A 22,507-nucleotide genomic window follows, 5' to 3' on the forward strand; every position below is an offset into this window, starting at 1 on the left:
GCCCCGCAAGACCCCTCAGACCCCGAACTCCGCCGGGATCCGGCCGGCGCGCACCGCCGCCACCAGGTCCGCGTGGTCGGCCTCGCTGCGGTCGGCGTAGGCCACCGCGAAGACGGCCATCGCCTCGTCCAGCTCCTCGTTCTTGCCGCAGTACCCGGCCAGCAGCCGCGGGTCGGCGCTGTGGGCGTGCGCCCGGGCCAGCAGGGCTCCGGTCATCCGGCCGTAGTCGTCGAGCTGGTCGGCGGTCAGCGCCGCCGGGTCCACGCTGCCCTTGCGGTTGCGGAACTGGCGGACCTGGTACGGGCGGCCCTCCACCGTGGTCCAGCCCAGCAGGATGTCGGAGACCACCTGCATCCGCTTCTGTCCGAGCACCACCCGGCGGCCCTCGTGCTCCTCCTCCGGGGAGTGGAAGCCCAGCGCGGGCAGGTGCGGCAGCAGCACCGAGGGCCGGGCCTCCTTGACCTGGAGCACCAGCGGCTCGCCCCGGTGGTCCAGCAGCAGCACCACGTACGAGCGGGTGCCCACGCTGCCGGTGCCGACGACGCGGAAGGCCACGTCGTGGATCGCGTAGCGGGCCAGCAGCGGCAGCCGGTCCCCCGAGAGGGTCGCCAGGTAGGGGCCCAGCGAGGCGGCCACGGCGGCGGCCTCACGGTCGCCGACCCGGCGCAGCACGGGCAGCGCGTCGACGAAGCGCCGGCCGCCGTCCTCACCCGCCTCGGTGGACTTGGCGGCGAAGCGGGCGGAGGTGTTGTTGCGGGCCTTCTCCGAGACCCGCTCCAGGGTGCCCAGCAGGTCGCGGGCGTCGGTGTGGGAGACGAGCTCCTCGTCGGCGATGGCGTTCCACGCGTCGAGCGCGGGCAGCTTGGCCAGCAGCCGCATGGTGCGCCGGTAGGCGCCCACCGCGTCCTGCGCCGCCGCCCGGCAGGTGTCCTCGTCGGCGCCGGCCACGCGTCCGGCCAGCACCAGCGAGGTGGCCAGCCGCTTCAGGTCCCACTCCCACGGGCCGAAGACGGTCTCGTCGAAGTCGTTGAGGTCGATCACGAGGCGGCCGCGCGCATCGCCGTAGAGGCCGAAGTTGGCCGCGTGCGCGTCGCCGCAGATCTGCGCGCCCACGCCGGTCACGGGGCCGGCGGACAGGTCGTGGGCCATCAGGCCGGCGGATCCGCGCAGGAAGGCGAAGGGGTTGGCGGCCATCCGGCCCACGCGTATCGGGGTCAGCTCGGCGACCCGTCCGACGTTGGACTCCTCCACCGCGCGCACGGCGTCCGGGCGGTCGGCGGGAGCCTCGAAACGGGCGTGGGCCGCGCGCGGTACGCGCAGCCGCAGGGCCTTGCCGGCCTCCTTGGGGGAGCCGGTCACGGCACTCGGCGCGAAGCCCGGTACGCGCGGTATCCGCCCGCCGGTCCGTCCCGCGGCCGCGCCGACGGCTTCCGCCGCGTCCATCGCGTACTGTCCCGATGCCGTCACCATCTGCGCTGCCCCCGCACTCGTCGCGGCCCACCGGCGCTTCTTCGCCGGTCAGATCGGCCCGACCGTACCCCAAGTCCCGTGCACGGCACCGCCACAGGGCCGCCACAGCCCTGCTACAAACCCGCGTCCCGCGCCAGCAGAGCCGCCTGCACCCGGTTCTCGCACTCCAGCTTCGCGAGGATCCGGCTGACGTACGTCTTCACGGTGGCCTCGCTCATGTGGAGCCGGCGCCCGGCGTCGGCGTTGGACAGGCCCTCCCCGAGCAGCGCCAGCACCCCGCGCTCCCGCTCGCTCAGCGCGGCCACCCGCCGCCGGGCCTCCTCGCCGCGGCCCGCGGCCCGCCCGGTGGCCAGCTGGTCCACCACGTGCCGGGTCGCGGCGGGGGACAGGTACGCGTCCCCGGCGGCCGCCGCCCGGACCGCGCCGATCAGCTCGCCCGGCGCGGAGTCCTTCAGCAGGAAGCCCGCCCCGCCCCCGCTCAGGGCCCGCAGCACGTTCTCCTTCTCCCCGAAGGTGGTCAGGATCAGCACCCGCGCCCCCGGCACCGCACGGCCCAGTTCGTCCAGCGCGGTCAGCCCGTCCATCACCGGCATCTGGATGTCCAGCAGCACCACGTCCGGGGCGTGGGAGCGGGCCAGTTCCACCGCCTCGCGGCCGTCGGCCCCCTCCGCGACGACCTCGATGTCCGGAGCCGAGGTCAGGATCATCCTGATCCCGGCCCGGATCAGCGGCTCGTCGTCAGCGATCACCACTCGGATCACCTTGGCTGTCACCCCGCGCTCCTACTCCTTGACCTCGTAGACCTGCTTCTCCACGAGCTTGCCGTCCCGGAAGCAGAACCGGAAAACGGTGTCGGTCGTCAGCCTGGACTCCTCCGTGGACAGCAGGGCGAAGCAGTCCGTCCCCTCCGGCCGCGGCGGTCCCTTGCGGTCCATCCCGGACGTCAGGATGCTGTCGCCGTCCGGCAGCCTGCCACGGACCGCCTGCTCGGACTCGCCCACGCGCACCGCGTCGAACTCGTCCCGGCTGATCATCGCCTTGTTCGCGGAGCCCACCAGCAGGGCCAGCCCGGCTCCCATCACGATGAGCAGCAGCACCAGGGCCGCGACGGCGATGCCGCAGCCCATCGCCACGCCCCCGGCCCGGCTGCGGACGGGCGCCGTCAGCTCCCGGTCCAGCGCCGCCCAGTCCATCGGCGGAGCCGCCCTGGTCGCGCCCTTCAGCGCCAGCGCCCGCGCCTGCGACCGCTGCCCGAAGTCGTCGGCGACGTCCTCGACGAGCCCGGCCGGCTCCGTCCCGTACGGCAGCACCCCGGCCACCCGGAACCCGCCGTCCTCGGTGGCGCCCGCGTGCACCATGCCGCCGACCAGCCGGGCCCGTTCCCGCAGCCCCGTCAGGCCCTGGCCGCCCGACACCACCTCCCCGGAACCCCGGTCGGCCGCCGGGCCGTTGGCGATCTCCACCACCAGCGAGTCGTCCTCGTAGCGGAGTTCCACGGCGATCGCCGACCCCGGCGCGTGCTTGTAGGCGTTGGTCAGCGCCTCCTGCGCGATCCGGTACGCCGCGTGGTCGCAGGCCGCCACCAGCGGCCGGGGCCGCCCCGCCGTGCCGAGCCGTACGTCGGTCCCCGCGGCCCGCGCGGCCTCCACGAGGCCCGCGATCCCGGCCACCCCCCGCGCGGCCGGCTGCGCCTCCTCCACGGGGGCCGGGGCCTCGACCCCGTCCCGCAGGATCCCGACGACCTCGCGCAGCTCGTGCATCGCCGCCACGGAGGCCTGCCGCAGTACCCCGACCGCCTCGCGCTGGCGGTCGGTCAGCGCCGGGTCCACCTCCAGCGCCCCGGTGTGCACCGAGATCAGGGCCAGCTGGTGGCCCAGGCTGTCGTGCATGTCCTGGGCGATCCGCTGCCGTTCCCGCAGCCGGGCCTGCCCGGCGACCATCGTCCGCTCCCGCACCAGCCGGTCGTTGCGCTCCTGGAGGGCGCTGAGCAGGGTCCGGCGCTGGTGCCAGTACCGGCTGGCCAGACCGGGCATGACGGTCGCGGCCAGGAACAGCAGGGCGGTGAACACGACCACCAGCAGGGGCCGCGTCTGCGACCACTGCTCGACCACCGAGAGGCCGACGGACGCGACGAAGGCGAGCACGAACGCGCCGAGCGCCCGGCCCACGCCGACGATCCGCCGTCCCGCGGACCAGCCCAGCACGATTGTCACGAGGAACACGGCGGGCAGGAAGGCGCTCGCGGCGGCGCCCAGTACCAGCGTGACCGCCGGCAGCCGCCTGCGCAGCAGCACCAGCGCCACCACGGCCACGGCCCCCAGGGCCGTCTTCAGGCCGGAGCTGCGGCTGAGTTCGTCGACGCCGAGGCCGAGCAGGACCAGCACCACGACGGCGGTCAGGTCCCCCGCCAGCATCCGCCGGGACCAGGGCTCCGGCCCCATCAGCCAGTCCCGGCCCGCCCGCACCCTCACCTCGGCATCCACGCGACCGACCCTAGACAGCCGCGCACCCCGGTCTCCGTCCTCTTTCGTCTCGCCCCGCGAGACGAAAGTCGGACGGGCGCCCCCACCAGAACAACAGCCCCGGAACGACCCCGGAACAGCGAGAAGCCCCGATCCGGATTCCGGATCGGGGCTTCCCCGATGTGGGCGAGGGGGGATTTGAACCCCCACGTCCCGAAGGACACTGGCACCTGAAGCCAGCGCGTCTGCCGTTCCGCCACTCGCCCGAGTAGCTCTCCAGTGGATCTTGCCTTTCGGCCCGTTCCCCTGGCGACGTCGAAACAGTAGCACGTCAGACGGGGTGGATTGAAATCGCTTTCCCGTCACCCACGGTGGACCTCCCGACGGCCCCTCCCGCAGTCCCCTCCGGGTGCGGGACACTGTCCCTGGAGCCCCCCTACGATCCCCTGTGAGGACCAACACTCCTGTGGACAGGAGCGAAGGGGAACCACCCGAATCCGCCACGCGTGGATACGATCAGTAAGCAGTACAGGGCGACAGCGACGGAGGAGGTGCCCGATGGGAGTCCTGAAGCGGTTCGAGCAGCGTCTCGAAGGTCTGGTGAACGGCACCTTCGCCAAGGTGTTCAAGTCCGAGGTCCAGCCGGTGGAGATCGCCGGCGCCCTCCAGCGGGAGTGCGACAACAACGCCACCATCTGGAACCGCGAGCGCACCGTCGTCCCCAATGACTTCATCGTGGAGCTGAGCGCCGGCGACTACGAGCGCCTGAGCCCCTACTCCGGGCAGCTCGGCGACGAGCTCGCGGGCCTCGTCCGCGACTACGCCAAGCAGCAGCGCTACAGCTTCATGGGCCCCATCAAGGTCCACCTGGAGAAGGCGGAGGACCTGGACACGGGCCTCTACCGGGTCCGCAGCCGCACCCTGGCCTCCAGCACCTCCCAGGACCCCTCCCAGCCGGCCCCCCAGGGCCAGCAGGGCGGCTACGGCTATCCGCCGGTCGCCGCCCCTCCCATGCCCGCGGGTCCGCCCCCGGGCGCACCCGGCGGCCGCCCCGGCGCCGCCCCACCGTCTCCCGGCGCTCCGGGCACCACGCGCCGCTGGATCGAGATCAACGGCACCCGCCACCAGATCTCGCGCCCCACGCTCGTACTCGGCCGCAGCACCGAGGCCGATGTGCGGATCGACGACCCCGGCGTATCCCGCCGGCACTGTGAGATCCGGACCGGAACACCCCCGACGATCCAGGATCTCGGGTCCACCAACGGCATCGTGGTGGACGGGCAGCACACCACCCGCGCTACGCTCCGCGACGGCTCGCGGATCGTCGTGGGCAGCACCACCATCATTTACCGGCAAGCCGAAGGGTGAAGCGGGGGCAATGTCAGAGCTGACCCTGACGGTCATGCGGTTGGGTTTCCTGGCCGTTCTGTGGCTGTTCGTCATCGTGGCCGTTCAGGTCATCCGCAGCGACCTCTTCGGTACGCGCGTCACCCAACGCGGCTCGCGCCGCGGCGGCGGTGCGGCCGCCGCACCGCAGCAGGCGGGGCGGCAGGCCGCTCCGCCGCAGCAGCGCCAGCGTCGGGGCGCGCCGACCAAGCTCGTCGTCTCCGAGGGAACCCTCACGGGCACCACCGTGACCCTCGCCGGCCAGACGATCACGCTGGGCCGCGCCCACGACTCCACGATCGTGCTGGACGACGACTACGCCTCCAGCCGCCATGCCAGGATCTACCCCGACCGTGACGGCCAGTGGATCGTCGAGGATCTCGGGTCCACCAACGGCACGTACCTGGACCGGACCCGTCTCACCACCCCGACGCCCATTCCGCCGGGCGCCCCGATCCGCATCGGCAAGACCGTCATCGAGCTGCGGAAGTAGTACGAGAATGAGCGAGCGGAGCGAGCGAGCCGCAGCGGTCCGTCCCACCGGGGACACGGACCCGAGCGCGCTCCCGACCGGAGGGTGGGCAGTGTGGCTCGAGACCGGTTGTACCCCGAGGCGTCGTCGACAGGGCAGGTGCACATGAGTCTGTCCCTGCGTTTTGCCGCCGGATCGCACAAGGGGATGATCCGCGAGGGCAACGAGGACTCCGGCTACGCCGGTCCCCGGCTCCTCGCCGTCGCCGACGGCATGGGCGGCCAGGCCGCCGGCGAGGTCGCCAGCTCCGAGGTCATCTCCTCGCTCGTCCAGCTCGACGACGACATCCCGGGCTCCGACATCCTCACCGCCCTCGGCGTCGCCGTGCAGCGCGCCAACGACCAGCTGCGCGTGATGGTCGAGGAGGACGCCCAGCTCGAAGGCATGGGCACCACGCTCACCGCCCTGCTCTGGACGGGCCAGCGGCTCGGTCTCGTGCACGTCGGCGACTCCCGCGCCTACCTGCTCCGCGACGGCGTCCTCACCCAGATCACCCAGGACCACACCTGGGTCCAGCGGCTCGTGGACGAGGGCCGGATCACCGAGGAAGAGGCCACCACCCACCCGCAGCGCTCCCTGCTGATGCGGGCGCTCGGCAGCGGCGACGTCGTGGAACCCGACCTCTCCATCCGCGAGGTCCGGGCCGGCGACCGCTACCTGATCTGCTCCGACGGCCTGTCGGGCGTGGTCTCCCACCAGACCCTGGAGGAGACCCTCGCCGACTACCACGGCCCGCACGAGACCGTGCAGTCCCTGATCCAGCTCGCCCTGCGCGGCGGCGGACCGGACAACATCACCTGCATCGTCGCGGACGTCCTCGACACCGACAGCGGCGACACCATGGCCGCCCAGCTGAGCGACACCCCGGTGGTCGTCGGCGCGGTCGCCGAGAACCCGCACCAGCTCTTCGACGGCAACGCCATGCAGACCCCGGCGGGCCGGGCCTCGGGCCTCGGCCGCCAGACCCCGCCGCCCCCGGGCGCCTTCGGCCCCCCGGGCAGCGGTGACGCCGCCGGCTACGGATACCCCGACCAGAGCCAGGGCGGCGGCGCCCCGTACGGAACCTTCGGCGAAGCCGAGGCGTACGACGCCGACGGCCAGTACGACGACTCGTACGACCACCCGCGCAAGCGGCGCAGCAAAGGGCGCAAGTGGACCACCCGCACCCTGATCCTGCTCCTCGTCGCCGGTGTCGTCGGCGGGGGTCTGTACGCCGCGCACCGCTGGACGCAGACCCAGTACTACGTCGGCGTCAAGGGTGACCACATCGCGCTGTACCGCGGCGTCAGCCAGAGCCTGGCCGGGATCCACCTCTCTCAGGTCGAGACGGATCACCCCGAGATCGAACTGAAGTACCTGCCGTCCTTCAAGCGGAAGCAGGTCGAGGCCACCATCAGCGAAGACAGCCTCGACGGGGCGCGCAAGAAGATCGACGAGCTCGGCACCCAGGTCTCCGCCTGCAAGCAGGACGAGGCCCGCCGCGCCGCCGAAGCGCAGGGCAGCCAGACGCCCGGCCCCACCCTGACTCCCGCGGAGCAGGCAGTCGTCGGCCAGTGCGAGAAGCAGTAGTCATACGCGGGCACAGGGGGCCCGCCACACCATGAGCGTTGTCACCAACACGACCACCATCGGCGCCATCGAGGCGCCGAGCCGGCGGAACACCGAGCTCCTGCTGCTCGCCTTCGCCGTGGTCATCCCGATCTTCGCCTACGCCAACGTGGGCCTGTCCATCCACGGCGAACTGCCCCCGGGCATGCTGGTCTACGGGCTCGGCTTCGCCGTGCTCTCCGGCATCGCGCACCTCGTCGTACGCCGCTACGCCAAGTACGCGGACCCGCTGCTGCTGCCGATCGCCACCCTGCTCAACGGACTGGGCGTCGTCCTGATCTGGCGCCTCGACCAGTCCGAGCGGCTGCGGGCCCTGGCCAAGCGCAGCTTCGGCGGCTTCTCGGAGTCCGCGCCCCGGCAGATGATGTACACGGCGCTCGCCATCGCCCTGTTCTCCGTCGTCCTGCTGGTCCTCAAGGACCACCGCGTGCTCCAGCGGTTCACGTACATCTCGATGGCCGGCGCCCTCGTCCTGCTGATCCTGCCCGTGATCCCGGGTCTGGGCGCGGACGTCTTCGGCGCGAAGATCTGGATCAGCGTCGGCGGCTTCTCCATCCAGCCCGGCGAGTTCGCCAAGATCGTCATCGCGATCTTCTTCGCCGGCTACCTGATGGTGAAGCGCGACGCCCTGGCCCTGGCCAGCCGCCGCTTCATGGGCCTCTACCTGCCGCGCGGCCGCGACCTCGGCCCGATCCTGATGATCTGGGCGATGAGCCTGCTCGTCCTCGTCTTCGAGAACGACCTCGGCACCTCGCTGCTGTTCTTCGGCATGTTCGTGATCATGCTGTACGTGGCCACCGAGCGGACCAGCTGGATCGTCATCGGCCTGCTGATGTCGGTCGGCGGCGCCACCGTCGTCGGCATGACCGCCAGCCACGTGAAGGTCCGCGTCACCGCCTGGCTGGACCCCTTCGCCTGCTACACCACCTCGGGCGCCTGCGAGCAGGTCGGCCAGTCGATCATGAGCTTCGGCTCCGGCGGCGTCCTCGGCACCGGCTGGGGCCAGGGCAACTCGGACCTCATCGGCTTCGCCGCCAACTCCGACTTCATCTTCTCGACCGTCGGCGAGGAGCTCGGCCTGACCGGCGTCATGGCCTTCCTCCTGCTCTACGGCCTGATCATCGAGCGGGGCGTGCGCACCGCCCTCGCCGCCCGCGACCCCTTCGGCAAGCTCTTCGCCATCGGGCTCTCCGGCGCCTTCGCCCTCCAGATCTTCGTCGTCGCCGGCGGAGTCATGGGCCTCATCCCCCTCACCGGCATGACCATGCCCTTCCTCGCCAACGGCGGTTCCTCCGTCCTGGCGAACTGGATGCTCATCGCCATCCTCATCCGGATCAGCGACACCGCACGCCGCCCCGCCCCGGCCCCCGCCCCGTCCCCCGACTCCGAGATGACCCAGGTGGTCCGCCCGTCATGAACAAGCCCCTGCGCCGCATCTCGCTGTTCTGCGGGCTCCTCGTCCTCGCCCTGCTGATCCGGACCAACTGGCTGCAATACGTCCAGGCCGAGGACCTCAGCACCCGCAAGGAGAACCGCCGGGTCCAGATCGCCCAGTACGCCACCGAGCGCGGCAACATCATCGTCGGCGGCCAGCCGATCACCGGGTCCGCGGTCACCGACGGCAGCGACTTCAAGTTCAAGCGGACCTACATCGACGGCCCGCTGTGGGCGCCGGTCACCGGCTACGCCTCGCAGGCCTTCGGCTCCACCCAGCTGGAGAAGATCGACGACGGCATCCTCACCGGCAACGACGACCGGCTGTTCTTCGACCGGACGATCGGCATGTTCACCGGTGAGAAGAAGCAGGGCGGCAACGTCATCACCACCCTGAACGCCGCCGCGCAGAAGGCCGCCTTCCAGCAGCTCGGCAACAAGAAGGGCGCGGTCGCCGCGATCGACCCGCGCACCGGCGCCATCCTGGCCCTGGCCAGCACCCCGTCGTACGACCCGTCGACCTTCGCGGGCAACTCCAAGAACGACGAGAAGGCCTGGCGCGAACTCAACGACAGCTCCGACAAGAACCTGGTCAACCGCGCCCTGCGCGAGACCTACCCGCCGGGCTCCACCTTCAAGGTGGTCACCACCGCCGCCGCGCTGGAGCACGGGGTGATCAGCGACATCAACGCCCCGACCGACACCCCCGAGCCGTACATCCTGCCCGGCACGAAGACCCCGATGGTCAACCACGCCACGGGCTGCGAGAAGGCGACCCTGAACTACGCGCTCCAGGTCTCCTGCAACTCGGTCTTCGCGAACGTCGGTGACAAGGTCGGCCGCGACGGCATGGTCGAGACGGCCCAGAAGTTCGGCTTCAACAGCACCGTAGACACCCCGGTCCGCGCCTTCGCCAGCGTCTACGACAAGACGATGGGCAAGGACGGCAACGCGCTGAGCTCGATCGGCCAGTTCAACACGGCGGCCACCCCGCTCCAGATGGCCATGGTCACCGCGGCCATCGCCAACGACGGCAAGCTGATGAAGCCGTACATGGTCGAGCAGCTCACCGCGCCCAACCTCGACACCATCGAGAAGCACGAGCCGCAGGAGATGAGCCGGCCCCTCAGCGCGGCGAACGCGCAGAAGGTCCAGCAGATGATGGTGAACGTCGTCGAGCACGGTACGGGCACCCCGGCCAAGATCAACGGCGTGACCGTTGGCGGCAAGACCGGTACCGCCCAGCACGGCGAGAAGAACGCCAAGCGCCCCTACGCCTGGTTCATCTCCTACGCGGAGCTGCCCGACCGGACCTCCCCCGTCGCCGTCGCCGTCGTCATCGAGGACAGCGCCGTCCAGGACCGCGACGACATCACGGGTGGCGGCCTGGCCGCGCCGGTCGCCAAGGCCGTCATGGAAGCCGTTCTGAAGAACAAGGGATGAGTCCCGCAGACAGGATCCGAGCGCTCGGTACCGGTCCGATATCAGCCTGTGGTCACGAACCGATCACTGACGATCGGCCGGTAGCCTTGCCGCGAACAGCACACCGCCGGACCACACACGGGTGCGGTCGGGACTGACGGAGAGGGCTGGAACGTTATGGAAGAGCCGCGTCGCCTCGGCGGCCGGTACGAGCTGAGCCACGTGCTCGGCCGCGGTGGCATGGCCGAGGTCTACCTCGGCCACGACACGCGGCTCGGCCGTACCGTAGCCGTCAAGACCCTGCGTGCCGACCTCGCCCGTGACCCGTCCTTCCAGGCCCGGTTCCGCCGCGAGGCCCAGTCGGCCGCGTCGCTCAACCACCCGGCCATCGTCGCGGTCTACGACACCGGCGAGGACTACGTCGACAACATCTCCATCCCGTACATCGTGATGGAGTACGTCGACGGCTCCACCCTGCGCGAGCTGCTGCACTCCGGCCGCAAGCTGCTGCCCGAGCGGACCCTGGAGATGTGCATCGGCATCCTCCAGGCGCTGGAGTACTCGCACCGCGCCGGCATCGTGCACCGCGACATCAAGCCCGCCAACGTCATGCTCACCCGGACCGGCCAGGTCAAGGTCATGGACTTCGGCATCGCCCGCGCCATGGGCGACTCCGGGATGACCATGACGCAGACGGCCGCGGTGATCGGCACCGCCCAGTACCTCTCCCCGGAGCAGGCCAAGGGCGAGCAGGTCGACGCGCGCTCCGACCTCTACTCCGCAGGCTGCCTGCTGTACGAGCTGCTGTGCGTGCGGCCCCCGTTCGTCGGCGACTCCCCCGTGGCGGTCGCCTACCAGCACGTACGGGAAGAGCCCCAGCCGCCGTCGAACTTCGACCCCGAGATCACGCCCGTGATGGACGCCATCGTCCTCAAGGCCCTGGTCAAGGACCCCGACTACCGCTACCAGTCCGCCGACGAGATGCGGGCCGACATCGAGGCCTGCCTGGAGGGCCAGCCCGTCGCCGCGACCGCCACCATGGGCGGCAACGGCTACGGCTACCCCGACCAGGGCGGCTACGGGCACCAGGGCTACGACCAGCCCACCACCGCCCTGCGCTCCCCGGACGCCGGCCAGACCTCGATGATGCCGCCGATGCCCCCCGGGGGCGACGGCGGATACGGGTACCAGGACCAGGGGCACGGCGGCTACGACCAGGGTCACGGGCGCCGCCAGCAGAAGAAGAGCCGTGCCTCGACGATCCTGCTGGCCGTGGCGGCGGTACTCGTCCTGGTCGGCGCGATCCTGATCGGCAAGTCCCTCTTCAACACCGCGGACAACCGCCCCGCCGTGCCCAAGCTCGTCGGCCAGACCTTCGAGTCGGCGCAGAGCAGCGGCAAGAACATGGGCCTCACCGTGGAGAAGGAGGGCGAGGAGCCCTGCGCGGACCAGCCCAAGGGCAACGTCTGCTCGCAGAACCCGGCCGAGGGCACCAAGGTCGACAAGGGCACGGCCATCAAGGTCAAGGTCTCCTCGGGCGCGCCCAAGGTGCTGGTGATCGACGTGCTCCGGCTGCCGGTCGCGGAGGCCGAGTCGCAGCTGAAGGCCAAGAAGTTCCAGGTCGAGCGGAAGCTCGTCGAGTCCGACACCGCCAGCCCCGGCACGGTGACCGACCAGAACCCCAAGAGCGGCACCGAGGCCGAGCAGGGTTCGGTGGTCACCCTCACCGTGGCCAAGGAGATCGCGAAGGGCGTCGTCCCGCCCCTCACCGGGCTGACCAAGGAGCAGGCGATCAAGGCGCTCCAGGACGCCAAGCTCAAGCTCGGCAGCACCACCGAGGTGGACCAGCCCGGGGCCGCGCCGAAGACGATCGTGGCGCAGCAGTACGAGCCCGGTCAGCAGCTGCCCAAGGACACCACCGTCAATGTCAGCATCGCCAAGGGCAACGCGCAGCCGACCCCCGTGCCGCCGCTGACCGGGCAGACCGTCGCGCAGGCCAAGAACACCCTCAAGCAGGCCAACCTGAACTTCGGGTCGGTCCTGGGCGGTCCCACCGATGACAACGCCATCGTGGTGAGCTCCGACCCCACGGCCGGGGCCCCGGTCCCGGCGGGCACGGTCGTCAACGTCCGCACCATGGTCAACCCGAACCAGCCGCAGGACGGCGGCCAGGGCGGCGGAGGCTTCTTCGGCGGCCTCACCGGCGGCCGCAACTAGCAGCACGTGAAACAGGCCCGGCCCCCACCGAGGGGGGCCGGGCCTGTTTCACGTGAAACGCCGGTACGAGCAGGTTCAGCGCAGCTCCGCCGGCGGGGTGCGCTGCGCGTCCACCTTCTCCGTCCGCACCAGCTCGCCCCAGACGATGTACCGGTACTTCGAGGTGTAGACCGGGGTGCAGGTCGTCAGGGTGATGTAGCGGCCCGGGGCCGTCTTGCCCGACTCCTTGGGGACCGGGTTGATCACGTCCGTGTTGTACTTCGAGGTCTGGGTGAGCTCGGCGAAAACCTTGTAGACGTACCAGGTGTCCTTGGTCTCAAAGACGACCGCGTCGCCCTTCTTCACCTTGTCGATGTTGTGGAACTTCGCCCCGTGCCCGTCGCGGTGCGCGGCCAGCGCGAAGTTGCCCTTGTCGTCCCAGGGCAGCGCCGCCTTCACCGGGTCCGTGTAGTAGCCGGCCACGCCGTCGTTGAGGACCTCCGGGGAGGTGCCGGGCTTGACCAGTACCTCGCCGTTGTTCATCGACGGCACGTGCAGGAAGCCGATCCCGTCCTGGGTGTCGAGGGCCCCCGGCTGCGCCGCAGAACCCGGACCGGACCCGGGCTGCTGCCACTGCCGGCGGATCTGGTCGCCCCGGGCCGAGGCCTGCCGGTCGGCGAGGACGTTCGTCCACCACAGCGAGTACGCCACGAACAGGCCCAGGATCAGCCCCACCGTGATCAGGAGCTCCCCCAGCAGGCCCAGGGCCCCGGCGATCACACTGCGGTCGGCGGGCGGCGGTGCGGAGCGGCGGCGGGCACGAGACACTGCGGATTCGTCCTTACAAGCTGTTCAGCGGCTGTTCAGCGCGGGCGGAGCGCCCTGGCTGCGCGGGCGTTCGTCGACCATCCTGCCCCATACGATCATCCGGTAGGTGCTCGTGAATTCCGGGGTGCAGGTCGTCAGCGTGATGTACCGGCCCGGCCCGGTGAATCCGGAACCCTCCGGCACCGGCTTGATCACCGACACGTTCGCCGGGGAGGTCTGCGGCAGTATCGAGGTCATCTTGTACGTGTAGTACGCGTCCCGGGTCTCGACGACGATCGGGTCCCCCGGCGCCAGCTGGTTGATGTACCGGAACGGTTCCCCGTGGGTGTTGCGGTGCCCGGCGACCGCGAAGTTCCCCTGCTGGTCGGCCGGCATCGCCGTCTTCAGCGCGCCCTCGCCGTAGTGGCCGACCATCCCCTTGTCGAGCACCTTCGCCTTGCTGACGCCCTCCGCCACCGGCACCTTCAGGTCCAGCTTGGGGATGTGGAGGATGGCGAAGCCCTGGCCCGGTTCGAAGGCGGCCACGGGCGGGGCGGCGGCCGCCGGGGGGTGTTCCCAGGTCTGGCGCAGGGAGCCGGCGGCCCCGTTCGCCGACCGCTCGGCCAGCAGGTTCGTGTACCAGAGCTGGTAGGCGACGAACAGCAGCATCACCACGCCGGCCGTGATGAACAGCTCGCCCACGGCCCGGCTGAGCACCACCACGGGCCCGCCGGAACGCGGGCGAGCGCGTCGACGGCCCCGCCCGCCCCGTTTGCGGGCCCGCGCGTGCGAGCGCTTCGCGGCCTCCTGCGCTGCCCTGCGCCGCGCGGCCCGGCCCTCGCTGGGCGCGGACGGCGCGACCGTCGTCACGCGACGGCCTTGCCCACCACCGGGGCCAGGCCCTCCGACCGTGCGACGGCGCCGGCGTCACCGCAGCGCACCAGCCAGTTCGCGAGCATCCGGTGGCCCCACTCGGTCAGCACCGACTCGGGGTGGAACTGGACGCCCTCCACGTCGTGCTCCCGGTGCCGCAGGCCCATGATGATCCCGTCCTCGGTGCGGGCGGTGACCTCCAGCACGTCGGGCAGGGTCTGCGGCTCGGCGGCGAGGGAGTGGTAGCGGGTCGCCGTGAACGGCGAGGGCAGCCCGGCGAAGACGCCCAGCCCCTCGTGCACCACGGGGGAGGTCTTGCCGTGCAGCAGCTCGGGGGCCCGGTCGACGACGCCGCCGTAGGCGACGGCCATGGACTGCATTCCGAGGCAGACGCCGAAGACCGGTACGCCGGTGTCGGCGCAGTGCCGGACCATGTCGACGCAGACCCCGGCCTCCTCGGGCGTGCCCGGGCCGGGGGAGAGGAGGACGCCGTCGAAGCCGTCCTGGGCGTGGGCGAGCTCGACCTCGTCGTTGCGCAGCACCTCGCATTCGGCGCCGAGCTGATAGAGGTACTGGACCAGATTGAAGACAAAGCTGTCGTAGTTGTCGACAACCAGAATGCGCGCGCTCACGGAGTGGCTCCCGATCCCTCGTCCACCGTCACATCGTTGAAGGGAAGGAGCGGCTCGGCCCACGGGAAGACGTACTGGAAGAGCACGAACACCACCGCCAGGACCAGTACGAGAGAGATCAGCGCCCGCACCCACGCGTTGCCCGGCAGATGCCGCCAGATCCAGCCGTACATTCCGTCTGTTTCCTTCGTCGTCCACGATTCACTCACGCACCGCTGAGGCGGTACCGCACCAGACTACGGGCCGGGGCCCCCGCGGCGTGGGTCAGCCGGGCAATCCCGGGGCATCGGCGGGTGCGGTGCCGGTGAGCTCCGCCCAGACGACCAGGCGGTGGCTGTGGCCCCACTCGGGGTCGCAGGTGGTGAGGGTCAGGTACCTGCCGGGGGTGGCGAAGGGGGAGCGGCGCGGAACGGGGTCGATCACCCCGGTCTCGGTGGGCAGGATCCGCAGCGGTTCGGCGCGGACGGTGTAGGTGTAGCGGTTCACGGCGTCCCGGACGACCACCGTGTCGCCGGGGCGCAGCTCGTCCAGGTCCTTGAAGGGGTCGCCGTACGTGCGCCGGTGGCCGGCGACCGCGAAATTGCCCTCGGTTCCGGGGCGGGCGGTGCCGGTGTAGTGGCCGAGGCCCTTCTTGAGCAGCTCGGCGTCCGTGCCCTCCAGGACCGGTTTGCTCCAGTCCGCGCCGAAGCGGGGGACGGACATCTCGGCGAAGGCCCGGCCCGCGGGGTAGGGCTGTGAAGCAGGGGCCGGCGCCGACGGGGCCGGGAGGGGGGCCGCGGCGGGCGCCGCCGCCCAGCGGTCGCGCAGCCGGGCCCGTTCCGCGTCCATGGCCCGCTCCGCCGTGACCCCGGTCCACAGCAGGACGTAGACGACGAACAGCACGATCAGCGTGCCCGCCGTCAGGCACAGCTCGCTGAACGTCCGTACCACCAGGCGCAGTACGACGTCAGGGCGCGGCGGACTCCAGCGGCTTCGCATAGTGGAGGTCCACTGTGCCGGAGTAGCCGGGGAGTGTCAGCCGCTTGTCCTCTTCCACTTTCCAGCCGAGCCCGTACGCGTTGACGTACAGGAGGTAGTTCTGGATGGCGGGGGAGGCGTTGAGGGCCTTGCGCAGGGCGCCCGGGTCGCCGACCGCCGACACCTTGTAGGGGGGCGAGTACACCCGGCCCTGGAGGATCAGGGTGTTGCCGACGCAGCGGACGGCGCTGGTGGAGATCAGCCGCTGGCCCATGACCTCGATGCCCTCGGCGCCGCCCAGCCACAGCGCGTTCACCACGGCCTGGAGGTCCTGCTGGTGGATGACGAGGTCGTTGGGCTGTGGTTCGGGCACGCCCGGGACGCGGGCGGTGGCGTTGGGAGGGGCGTCGTTGAGGGTGACGCTCAGGCCCCTGCCGGCCAGCTCCTCGGTGCCGGAGGCCTTGCGCAGGGCGGCGAGCCTGGCGTCCTCGGCCTTGGTGCTGCCGTTGTCGCGGTCGGCGAGGGCGTCCACCTGGGCGCGGGCGGCCGCGGCGTTCTTCTCCAGCTCGGCGTTCTTGGCGCTGCGCTCGTGGATCAGGTCGGAGAGTTTGAGGAGGGAGGCGTCCGTGCGGATGTTCGTACCCTTGGACGTGTTGAAGCTGGTGACGAAGATGAGGCCCGCCAGGGCGAACACCGCGGCCGTCAGCAGCCGCACCGGGCTGGCCCGGCGGCGGGGACCCGCGGAGGAGTCGTCGGAATTAGTCAACGTACCCTTCTCCTTCAACGCCACAGGTCCACTACGCTAACGGACGCCCGGGGCAGGCAAGGTCCCCCAGCGCATCGACAGGAGAGCCCCTCGTGCCGAAGTCACGTATCCGCAAGAAGGACGACTACACGCCGCCGCCGGCGAAGCAGCAGGCGCAGCAGATCAGGCTGGGGAGCCGAGGCTGGGTCGCCCCGGTCATGCTGGCCTTTTTCCTGATCGGTCTCGCGTGGATCGTCGTCTTCTACGTGACCGACACCCAGTTGCCGATCGAGGCGCTGGGCAATTGGAACATCGTGGTCGGTTTCGGATTCATCGCCGCCGGATTCGGCGTTTCCACTCAGTGGAAGTAGTACACGGATAGCCCAGCGGCGCAACCTCTCCCCATGAGTTATCCACAGCGTCATCCACACCTGAGGAAAAGACAGAAGATCTGTGGATAACTCTGTGGAGAGTTGACGCCGGTGTGATCAGGTGAGTGCGGCCGTACGGACCAGGATCAGGGCCGTGGCCAGCAGGAAGACCGCCACACACGTCCCCGCTTGGACGAGTGTGCGCTTTCTGCCCGTGGCGGGTGCGAGCAGCCCCAGGGCGACCAGCGCGCCCGTCACCAGGCCGCCGATGTGCGCCTGCCAGGACACGGACCAGCCGCCCCCCAGCGGCACGAAGGTCACCAGCAGCATCAGCCCGAGGGTGATCAGCACCGGCCGCATCTCGTACCGCAGCCGGCGGGCGAGGACGACGGTGGCGCCGAGCAGGCCGCAGATGGCGCCGGACGCGCCCAGCGTCGGGGTGTTCGGCGCGGTCAGCAGATAGACCAGAGCGCTGCCGCCCAGCCCCGACAGCAGATAGAGGACGAGGTAGCGGGCGCGGCCCAGGGCCGCCTCCAGCGGGCCGCCGATCACCCACAGGGCGACCATGTTCCCGAAGATGTGCCACCACTCCACATGCAGGAACACCGAGGTCAGCAGCCGGTGGTACTGGCCGGTGGAGATCCCCTCCACGGGCGCCCCGTAGTACTCCACGTACCGCCCCAGCAGCTCCAGCCCGACGGCCAGGCCGGGCACGGCGTACGCGGCGAGGAACACCGCGACGTTGATCCCGATCAGGATCTTGGTGACGAGCTGCGGGTCGCCCGCGACCAGACCGCCCGCGACCGTACGCGGGGCGTTGGCCGCCGGGGCGTGCCCGGTGCCGGAACCGCCCCGCACGCACTCCGGGCACTGGTAGCCGACCGAGGCGCTGATCATGCACTCCGGGCAGATGGGCCGGTCACAGCGGGTGCAGCTGATGCCGGTGTCGCGGTCCGGGTGGCGGTAGCAGCCCGGCAGACGGTCGGTGTCCATCGGTCCCCTCGGTCAGCGGCGGGGCAGGGGGCGCGCCCCCGCCGGTCCGTACACATCCAGTACGGACGGGCGGGCCGCGAAGGTTCCCGGGAGGCTCCGGGAACCGGCGGACGGCGGCCGCGTCAGCGCTTGGACTCGCGCCGCTCCACGGACACGGACTGGATGATCACGTCGTCCAGCGGCCGCTCGGTGCGCGGGTTGGTGGGGCCGGCGGCGATGGCGTCCACGACCTTCTGGCTGGCCGGGTCGGTGACCTCGCCGAAGATGGTGTGCTTGCGGGTCAGCCAGGCGGTCGGCGCGACGGTGATGAAGAACTGCGAGCCGTTGGTGCCCGGGCCGGCGTTGGCCATGGCGAGCAGGTAGGGCTTGGTGAAGGCCAGGTCGGGGTGGAACTCGTCGGCGAACCGGTAGCCCGGGCCGCCGGTGCCGTTGCCGAGCGGGTCGCCGCCCTGGATCATGAAGCCGCTGATGACGCGGTGGAAGACGGTGCCGTCGTAGAGCGGGGACGTGGTCTTCTGGCCGTCCGTGGGACGGGTCCACTCGCGGGCGCCCGTGGCGAGCTCCACGAAGTTCTTGACCGTCTTCGGCGCGAAGTTCTCCAGCAGCTCGATCTCGATGTCGCCGTGGTTGGTCTTCAGGGTGGCGTAGAGCTTCTCGGCCACGGATCTGCCTTCCATAGTCATCACTGTCGGTCCCGATCCTCCCACGGAGGGAAGTGCGCGGCGGAAATTCCTCCACCCGGATGCCCTGTCACGCATGCCACGCGCCGCTATGGCAGGCATGATCCGACAAAGGGTGGAAAGGTGAACTGTGTCCGCCACCGACGAGGAGGATCCCGTGACCCGCAAGGACAGCGTGAGCCTGGCCGCCGAGAACGCCAGGGACGCCATGAGGCACGCGGCGGAAGTGGTGGCACCCTATGCGGGGACCGCCAAGGACGCGGCCGTCCACTACGCCCACGAGGCCAACGCACGGCTGGCGCCGAAGGTCTCGCACGCGGCCAGCCAGGCGTCCCTGCAGGCCCGCGCCGCCTACGACAACCATCTCCATCCGCGCATGTGCGCGGCGCGCACGCACCTGCCCCCGAACGTGGACCGGGCCGCGACCAAGGCCGTCCACCAGACGCGCCTGGCGGCACGTCAGGCCGTCGACTACACCGCGCCGCGCCTGGAGAGCGCCATCGCCGCGAGCCGCCCGGTGGCCGAGGAGGCCTCGAACCGCTCCATGGCGGCGCTGGCCGCGCTGCGCGGGCAGGTCTCGGCCAAGGAGGTGCAGCGGCTGGTACGGCGCCACGAGCGGCGGGCGAAGTGCGGGCGGCTGTTCAAGGGGATCGCGCTGGTGGGCGTACTCGCCGGCGGGGCGTACGCGGCCTGGAAGTGGTGGGACCAGCAGTCGAACCCGGACTGGCTCGTGGAACCCCCGGCCGCCACCGAGCTGTCGGCGCAGGACGCCGCGCCGGCGACCTTCGACGACGAACTGGCGGAGAAGGAGCGGGAGAACGGGACGCCCTGAACGCGCACCGCGCCACCGCTCCGCAACGGCAACTCCACCACGGCAGGGGCCCGGATCCTGATGGATCCGGGCCCCTGCCGTGCGCGGTACGGCCGCTCAGGAAGGCAGCGTCAGCACCTGTCCCGGGTGGATGAGGTCGGGGTTGGCGCCGATCACCCCCCGGTTCATGGCGTACAGCTCGCGCCAGCGGGCCTCGTTGCCGAGCTCGCGGCGGGCGATCGCGGAGAGCGAGTCCCCCGGCTTGACGGTGTACGTGCGCTTCTTCGCGGCCGGCGCCGGCTTCGGCGGCACCGGTACGGCCTTGTGCGCGGCCGACATGTCACTGGGCGCGGCCGGTGCCGGATGCGGCCGGGCCGGCGCCGCGCCCGGCTTGGGCGGCGCGGCGGCCGCCATCCGCTCGGCTGCCGCCTTGGTGGACGCCGCGGCGTCGGTGTACTTCGACCCCATGTCGGACGGCGTCGTCGGGCCGGCGCCCGCGCCCGGGGCGGCGGCCTGCTGTTCCGTCTGCTCCGCCTGCTTCTTCTTGTCGTGTTTCAGGAAATCGAAGAGTCCCATCTGCGTGCGCCTCCGGCGTGGTGTGGCCCCCTGGGTTCATTGACCCACTCTCGGCCACAGGACGCACGACGGCCCTGTGACGGGGCCATCCGGGGGACCCCACAGACCCCCGGAGCACCCGGTCACAGGGCCGGATCCGGTGCCGGTCCCGCCTAGCGGTCCCGGAGCTCCAGCGTGCAGCACTTCACGCTGCCGCCGGCCTTGAGGAGCTCGGAGAGCTCGACGCCGACCGGCTCGAAGCCGCGCGCCCTGAGCTGGGCGTGCAGGCCGGTGGCCGCGGCGGGCAGGAGCACGTGGCGGCCGTCGGAGAAGGCGTTGAGGCCGAAGACGGCCGCGTCCTCGGCGCTCGCCAGGATCGCGCTGGGGAACAGGGCGCGCAGCACGGCCTGGCTGCCCGGCGAGAAGGCCGCCGGGTAGTACATGACCTCGTCGTCCGAGAGCACGGCCAGCGCGGTGTCCAGGTGGTAGTAGTCCGGGTTCACCAGCGTCAGCGAGGTGACCGGCAGGCCGAGGAACTCCTGGGCCTCCAGGTGCGAGCGCGGGTCGGTGCGGAAGCCGGTGCCCGCCAGGATGCGCCGGCCGACGGTGAGGAAGTCCCCCTCGCCCTCGTTGACGTATTCGGGCCAGAGCACGTCCTTGTAGCCGCGGCCCTCCAGCCAGCGCAGGTACGCGGGGCCCTCGGCGGTCCGCTCGGCGTGCCGGAAGCGGGCGCCGTAGACGCGGCCGTCGACGACGGTGGCGCCGTTGGCGGCGAACACCATGTCGGGCAGGCCGTCGAGGGGGTCGATCTCCTCGACCACGTGGCCGAGCTCCAGGTAGAGGTCGCGCAGCCCCTCCCACTGGCGGACCGCGAGCGCGTTGTCCGTGGCCAGCTGCGGGTTCATCCACGGGTTGATCGAGTACGTCACGTCGTAGTGCCGGGGTCGGCACATGAGCAGGCGGCGTCGGGTGGCCACCCGGGCCGGAGCGGCCGGCCGGTAGTACGTGCCGGCGGGCGTGATGGTGTCGGTGATCGGCACGAGCACTCCTTGTCATGGCTGTGGAGACCCATCGAAATCGGGCCACACGTTGACCGGAAGCGGCCTGGAGGACCGGTCAATCAACGCTCCGGCGCCCGTCTCGGCGGAGTTGATTGTCCGTGCCGTCCAGGGCTTCCGGGCAATCGCGCCGCGGCGTGGAATCCGGTTATCGCTCCCCCTCACGGAGGTAACTTCCATGGCACATCGCAAGGTCGAACTGCTCGCAGTCGGCGCAGGCCCGGCGAACCTGGCCCTGGCCGTGGCGATCGAGGAGCTGGCCCCCGAGCTGGCCGGCGACACCCTGCTGATCGAGCGCGACCAGGACATCGTCTGGCAGCGCGGCATGCTGCTGCCCGACGCGCTCAGCCAGGTGTCCTTCCTCAAGGACCTGGTGACCCTGCGCAACCCGCAGAGCCGCTTCTCCTTCGTCAACTTCCTGCACGCCAACGACCGCCTCGACGCCTTCGTCAACCTGGGCAGCTGGGTGCCGTACCGCAGCGAGATCTCCGAGTACCTCCAGTGGGTCGCGGACGAACTCACCACGGTGCGCATCGAGTACGGCCGCGAGTGCGTCTCCGTCACCGCCCAAACCGCGGACGACGGCGAGATCACCGGCTGGACGGTCTCCCTCGCGAACGGCGACACCATCGAGTGCCGCTACCTGGTGGTCGGCGCGGGCCGCGACGCCCACGTGCCGGAGGTGTTCGCCGGCCTGCCCGCCGAGCGCGTCATCCACAGCACGCAGTACACCCAGCGCATCCGCGAGGTGAACGCCGCACTCCCGCACCGGGTCGCCGTCATCGGCGGCGCGCAGAGCGCGGCCGAGCTGTTCGGCCAGGCCCTGCGGGACCTGCCCGAGTGCCGGCCGACGCTGATCATGCGCTCCATCGGCCTCAACGGCTACGAGAGCAGCAAGTTCACCAACGAGCTCTACTACTCGTCCTTCATCGACGAGTTCTACGACTCGGCCCCCGACGCCCGCCGGCAGCTGCTGAACGAGATGTACCGCTCCAACTACGGCGGTCTGGCCCCGGCCACCCTCGACGCCCTCTACCGGCAGTTCTACCAGGACCGCCGCACCGGCGAGGGCCGCCTGGGGATGCAGCCGATGACCGACGTGCGCGGCGCGCGCATGGACGGCGACGAGGTCGTCCTGACCCTCGCCGACCGCAAGACGGGCGTCGAGCGCGAGATGCGCACCGACCTGGTCCTCCTCGGCACCGGCTTCGTCCGCGACATGCCCCGCGCGGTCCGGGCCCTGGGCGACTCGATCGGCCTGGAGCGGATCGAGGTCAGCCGCCACTACCGGCTCGACCTGGGCCGCCCGGCGAGCGCCGCCTGCTACCTGCAGGGCGTCAACGAGGCCACCCACGGCATCGCCGACTCGCTGCTCAGCGTCCTCGCGGGCCGCTCCGCCGAGATCACGCTCGACATCCTCGCGCACCGCGCCACCGCCCCGGTGGCCATCCCGGCCCAGGCCCGCGAGCTCAGCCTGGCCGGCGCCGCCGCCTGACGGCCGCGCGCAGCCCCGTA

General features: G+C 71.2%; 21 protein-coding genes, 1 tRNA gene and 1 pseudogene. 9 read left to right on the forward strand and 14 right to left on the reverse strand.

Annotation, left to right across the window (positions count from 1 at the left end):
- Positions 1–15 precede the first annotated feature (15 nt).
- The 4 genes from AB0F18_RS15600 to AB0F18_RS15615 form a co-directional block, all read right to left on the reverse strand.
- Positions 16–1,443, reverse strand: coding sequence for a DUF2252 domain-containing protein (locus AB0F18_RS15600; RefSeq protein WP_362060108.1), 1,428 nt, complete (start codon positions 1,441–1,443; stop codon positions 16–18).
- A 140-nt stretch (positions 1,444–1,583) separates the two neighbouring features.
- On the reverse strand, positions 1,584–2,243 hold the full coding sequence (locus AB0F18_RS15605; RefSeq protein WP_362060026.1) for a response regulator transcription factor: 660 nt from the start codon (positions 2,241–2,243) through the stop codon (positions 1,584–1,586).
- A 9-nt stretch (positions 2,244–2,252) separates the two neighbouring features.
- On the reverse strand, positions 2,253–3,953 hold the full coding sequence (locus AB0F18_RS15610) for a histidine kinase (RefSeq protein WP_362060029.1): 1,701 nt from the start codon (positions 3,951–3,953) through the stop codon (positions 2,253–2,255).
- A gap of 162 nt (positions 3,954–4,115) precedes the next feature.
- A tRNA-Leu gene (locus AB0F18_RS15615) sits at positions 4,116–4,198 on the reverse strand.
- 292 nt (positions 4,199–4,490) lie between these two features.
- On the opposite strand from AB0F18_RS15615, the gene AB0F18_RS15620 reads away from it, so the two are divergent.
- The 6 genes from AB0F18_RS15620 to pknB all read left to right on the forward strand — a co-directional run bounded on the left by AB0F18_RS15620 (position 4,491) and on the right by pknB (position 12,531).
- Positions 4,491–5,300 (forward strand): DUF3662 and FHA domain-containing protein, encoded by an 810-nt coding sequence (locus AB0F18_RS15620; RefSeq protein ID WP_362060032.1) that lies wholly within the window; start codon positions 4,491–4,493, stop codon positions 5,298–5,300.
- 10 nt (positions 5,301–5,310) lie between these two features.
- Positions 5,311–5,811, forward strand: coding sequence for an FHA domain-containing protein (locus tag AB0F18_RS15625; protein WP_362060035.1), 501 nt, complete (start codon positions 5,311–5,313; stop codon positions 5,809–5,811).
- Between the two features lie 144 nt (positions 5,812–5,955).
- Positions 5,956–7,419, forward strand: coding sequence for a PP2C family serine/threonine-protein phosphatase (locus AB0F18_RS15630; protein ID WP_362060037.1), 1,464 nt, complete (start codon positions 5,956–5,958; stop codon positions 7,417–7,419).
- 31 nt (positions 7,420–7,450) lie between these two features.
- Positions 7,451–8,875: an FtsW/RodA/SpoVE family cell cycle protein gene (locus AB0F18_RS15635; RefSeq protein ID WP_362060039.1), complete on the forward strand. Its 1,425-nt coding sequence runs from the start codon at positions 7,451–7,453 to the stop codon at positions 8,873–8,875.
- Positions 8,872–10,335 carry a penicillin-binding protein 2 gene (locus AB0F18_RS15640; RefSeq protein WP_362060042.1) on the forward strand — a complete coding sequence of 488 codons (1,464 nt, stop codon included), beginning with the start codon at positions 8,872–8,874 and terminating at the stop codon, positions 10,333–10,335. The genes AB0F18_RS15635 and AB0F18_RS15640 overlap by 4 nt, the downstream gene beginning before the upstream one ends.
- Before the next feature lie 156 nt (positions 10,336–10,491).
- Entirely contained in the window at positions 10,492–12,531 is a 2,040-nt protein-coding gene (pknB, locus tag AB0F18_RS15645) for a Stk1 family PASTA domain-containing Ser/Thr kinase (protein ID WP_362060045.1), read from the forward strand.
- A 75-nt stretch (positions 12,532–12,606) separates the two neighbouring features.
- Here the strand turns inward: pknB and AB0F18_RS15650 are convergent, their stop codons facing one another.
- From AB0F18_RS15650 to AB0F18_RS15675, 6 genes and pseudogenes are all read right to left on the reverse strand, one after another.
- Complete coding sequence (locus AB0F18_RS15650; protein ID WP_362060047.1) at positions 12,607–13,338, reverse strand: class E sortase; 732 nt, start codon at positions 13,336–13,338, stop codon at positions 12,607–12,609.
- A 24-nt stretch (positions 13,339–13,362) separates the two neighbouring features.
- Positions 13,363–14,043: pseudogene (locus tag AB0F18_RS15655) on the reverse strand (class E sortase); the annotation flags it as partial.
- Positions 14,044–14,183: 140 nt separating this feature from the next.
- Positions 14,184–14,822, reverse strand: a complete 639-nt coding sequence (locus AB0F18_RS15660; RefSeq protein WP_362060050.1) for an aminodeoxychorismate/anthranilate synthase component II — start codon at positions 14,820–14,822, stop codon at positions 14,184–14,186.
- A complete protein-coding gene (locus tag AB0F18_RS15665) occupies positions 14,819–14,995 on the reverse strand; it encodes a hypothetical protein (RefSeq protein WP_030011120.1) in 177 nt (58 codons plus the stop codon). The genes AB0F18_RS15660 and AB0F18_RS15665 overlap by 4 nt, the downstream gene beginning before the upstream one ends.
- Before the next feature lie 91 nt (positions 14,996–15,086).
- Positions 15,087–15,800, reverse strand: a complete 714-nt coding sequence (locus tag AB0F18_RS15670; RefSeq protein WP_362060052.1) for a class E sortase — start codon at positions 15,798–15,800, stop codon at positions 15,087–15,089.
- A complete protein-coding gene (locus AB0F18_RS15675) occupies positions 15,769–16,545 on the reverse strand; it encodes a DUF881 domain-containing protein (protein ID WP_362060055.1) in 777 nt (258 codons plus the stop codon). The genes AB0F18_RS15670 and AB0F18_RS15675 overlap by 32 nt, the downstream gene beginning before the upstream one ends.
- A 92-nt stretch (positions 16,546–16,637) precedes the next feature.
- Between AB0F18_RS15675 and crgA the strand changes: the two genes are divergently transcribed.
- On the forward strand, positions 16,638–16,895 hold the full coding sequence (crgA, locus tag AB0F18_RS15680; protein WP_079428582.1) for a cell division protein CrgA: 258 nt from the start codon (positions 16,638–16,640) through the stop codon (positions 16,893–16,895).
- A gap of 117 nt (positions 16,896–17,012) precedes the next feature.
- On the opposite strand, the gene AB0F18_RS15685 is transcribed toward crgA, so the two are convergent.
- Together AB0F18_RS15685 and AB0F18_RS15690 are read right to left on the reverse strand one after the other, a co-directional pair.
- Complete coding sequence (locus tag AB0F18_RS15685; protein ID WP_362060058.1) at positions 17,013–17,888, reverse strand: rhomboid family intramembrane serine protease; 876 nt, start codon at positions 17,886–17,888, stop codon at positions 17,013–17,015.
- A gap of 122 nt (positions 17,889–18,010) precedes the next feature.
- Entirely contained in the window at positions 18,011–18,550 is a 540-nt protein-coding gene (locus AB0F18_RS15690; RefSeq protein ID WP_362060111.1) for a peptidylprolyl isomerase, read from the reverse strand.
- Between the two features lie 175 nt (positions 18,551–18,725).
- On the opposite strand from AB0F18_RS15690, the gene AB0F18_RS15695 reads away from it, so the two are divergent.
- On the forward strand, positions 18,726–19,400 hold the full coding sequence (locus AB0F18_RS15695) for a DUF5324 family protein (protein WP_362060060.1): 675 nt from the start codon (positions 18,726–18,728) through the stop codon (positions 19,398–19,400).
- Between the two features lie 96 nt (positions 19,401–19,496).
- Here AB0F18_RS15695 and AB0F18_RS15700 read toward each other — a convergent pair whose 3' ends face one another.
- Together AB0F18_RS15700 and ddaH are read right to left on the reverse strand one after the other, a co-directional pair.
- A complete protein-coding gene (locus AB0F18_RS15700) occupies positions 19,497–19,955 on the reverse strand; it encodes a LysM domain-containing protein (protein WP_362060063.1) in 459 nt (152 codons plus the stop codon).
- A 152-nt stretch (positions 19,956–20,107) separates the two neighbouring features.
- A complete protein-coding gene (ddaH, locus tag AB0F18_RS15705; RefSeq protein WP_362060066.1) occupies positions 20,108–20,974 on the reverse strand; it encodes a dimethylargininase in 867 nt (288 codons plus the stop codon).
- A 196-nt stretch (positions 20,975–21,170) separates the two neighbouring features.
- Here ddaH and AB0F18_RS15710 point away from each other — a divergent pair, with 196 nt between their 5' ends.
- Positions 21,171–22,487, forward strand: a complete 1,317-nt coding sequence (locus tag AB0F18_RS15710) for a SidA/IucD/PvdA family monooxygenase (protein ID WP_362060069.1) — start codon at positions 21,171–21,173, stop codon at positions 22,485–22,487.
- The last annotated feature ends 20 nt before the right edge of the window (positions 22,488–22,507 follow it).

This window comes from Streptomyces sp. NPDC029216, from assembly GCF_040648015.1.
Taxonomy (GTDB): Bacteria; Actinomycetota; Actinomycetes; order Streptomycetales; family Streptomycetaceae; genus Streptomyces.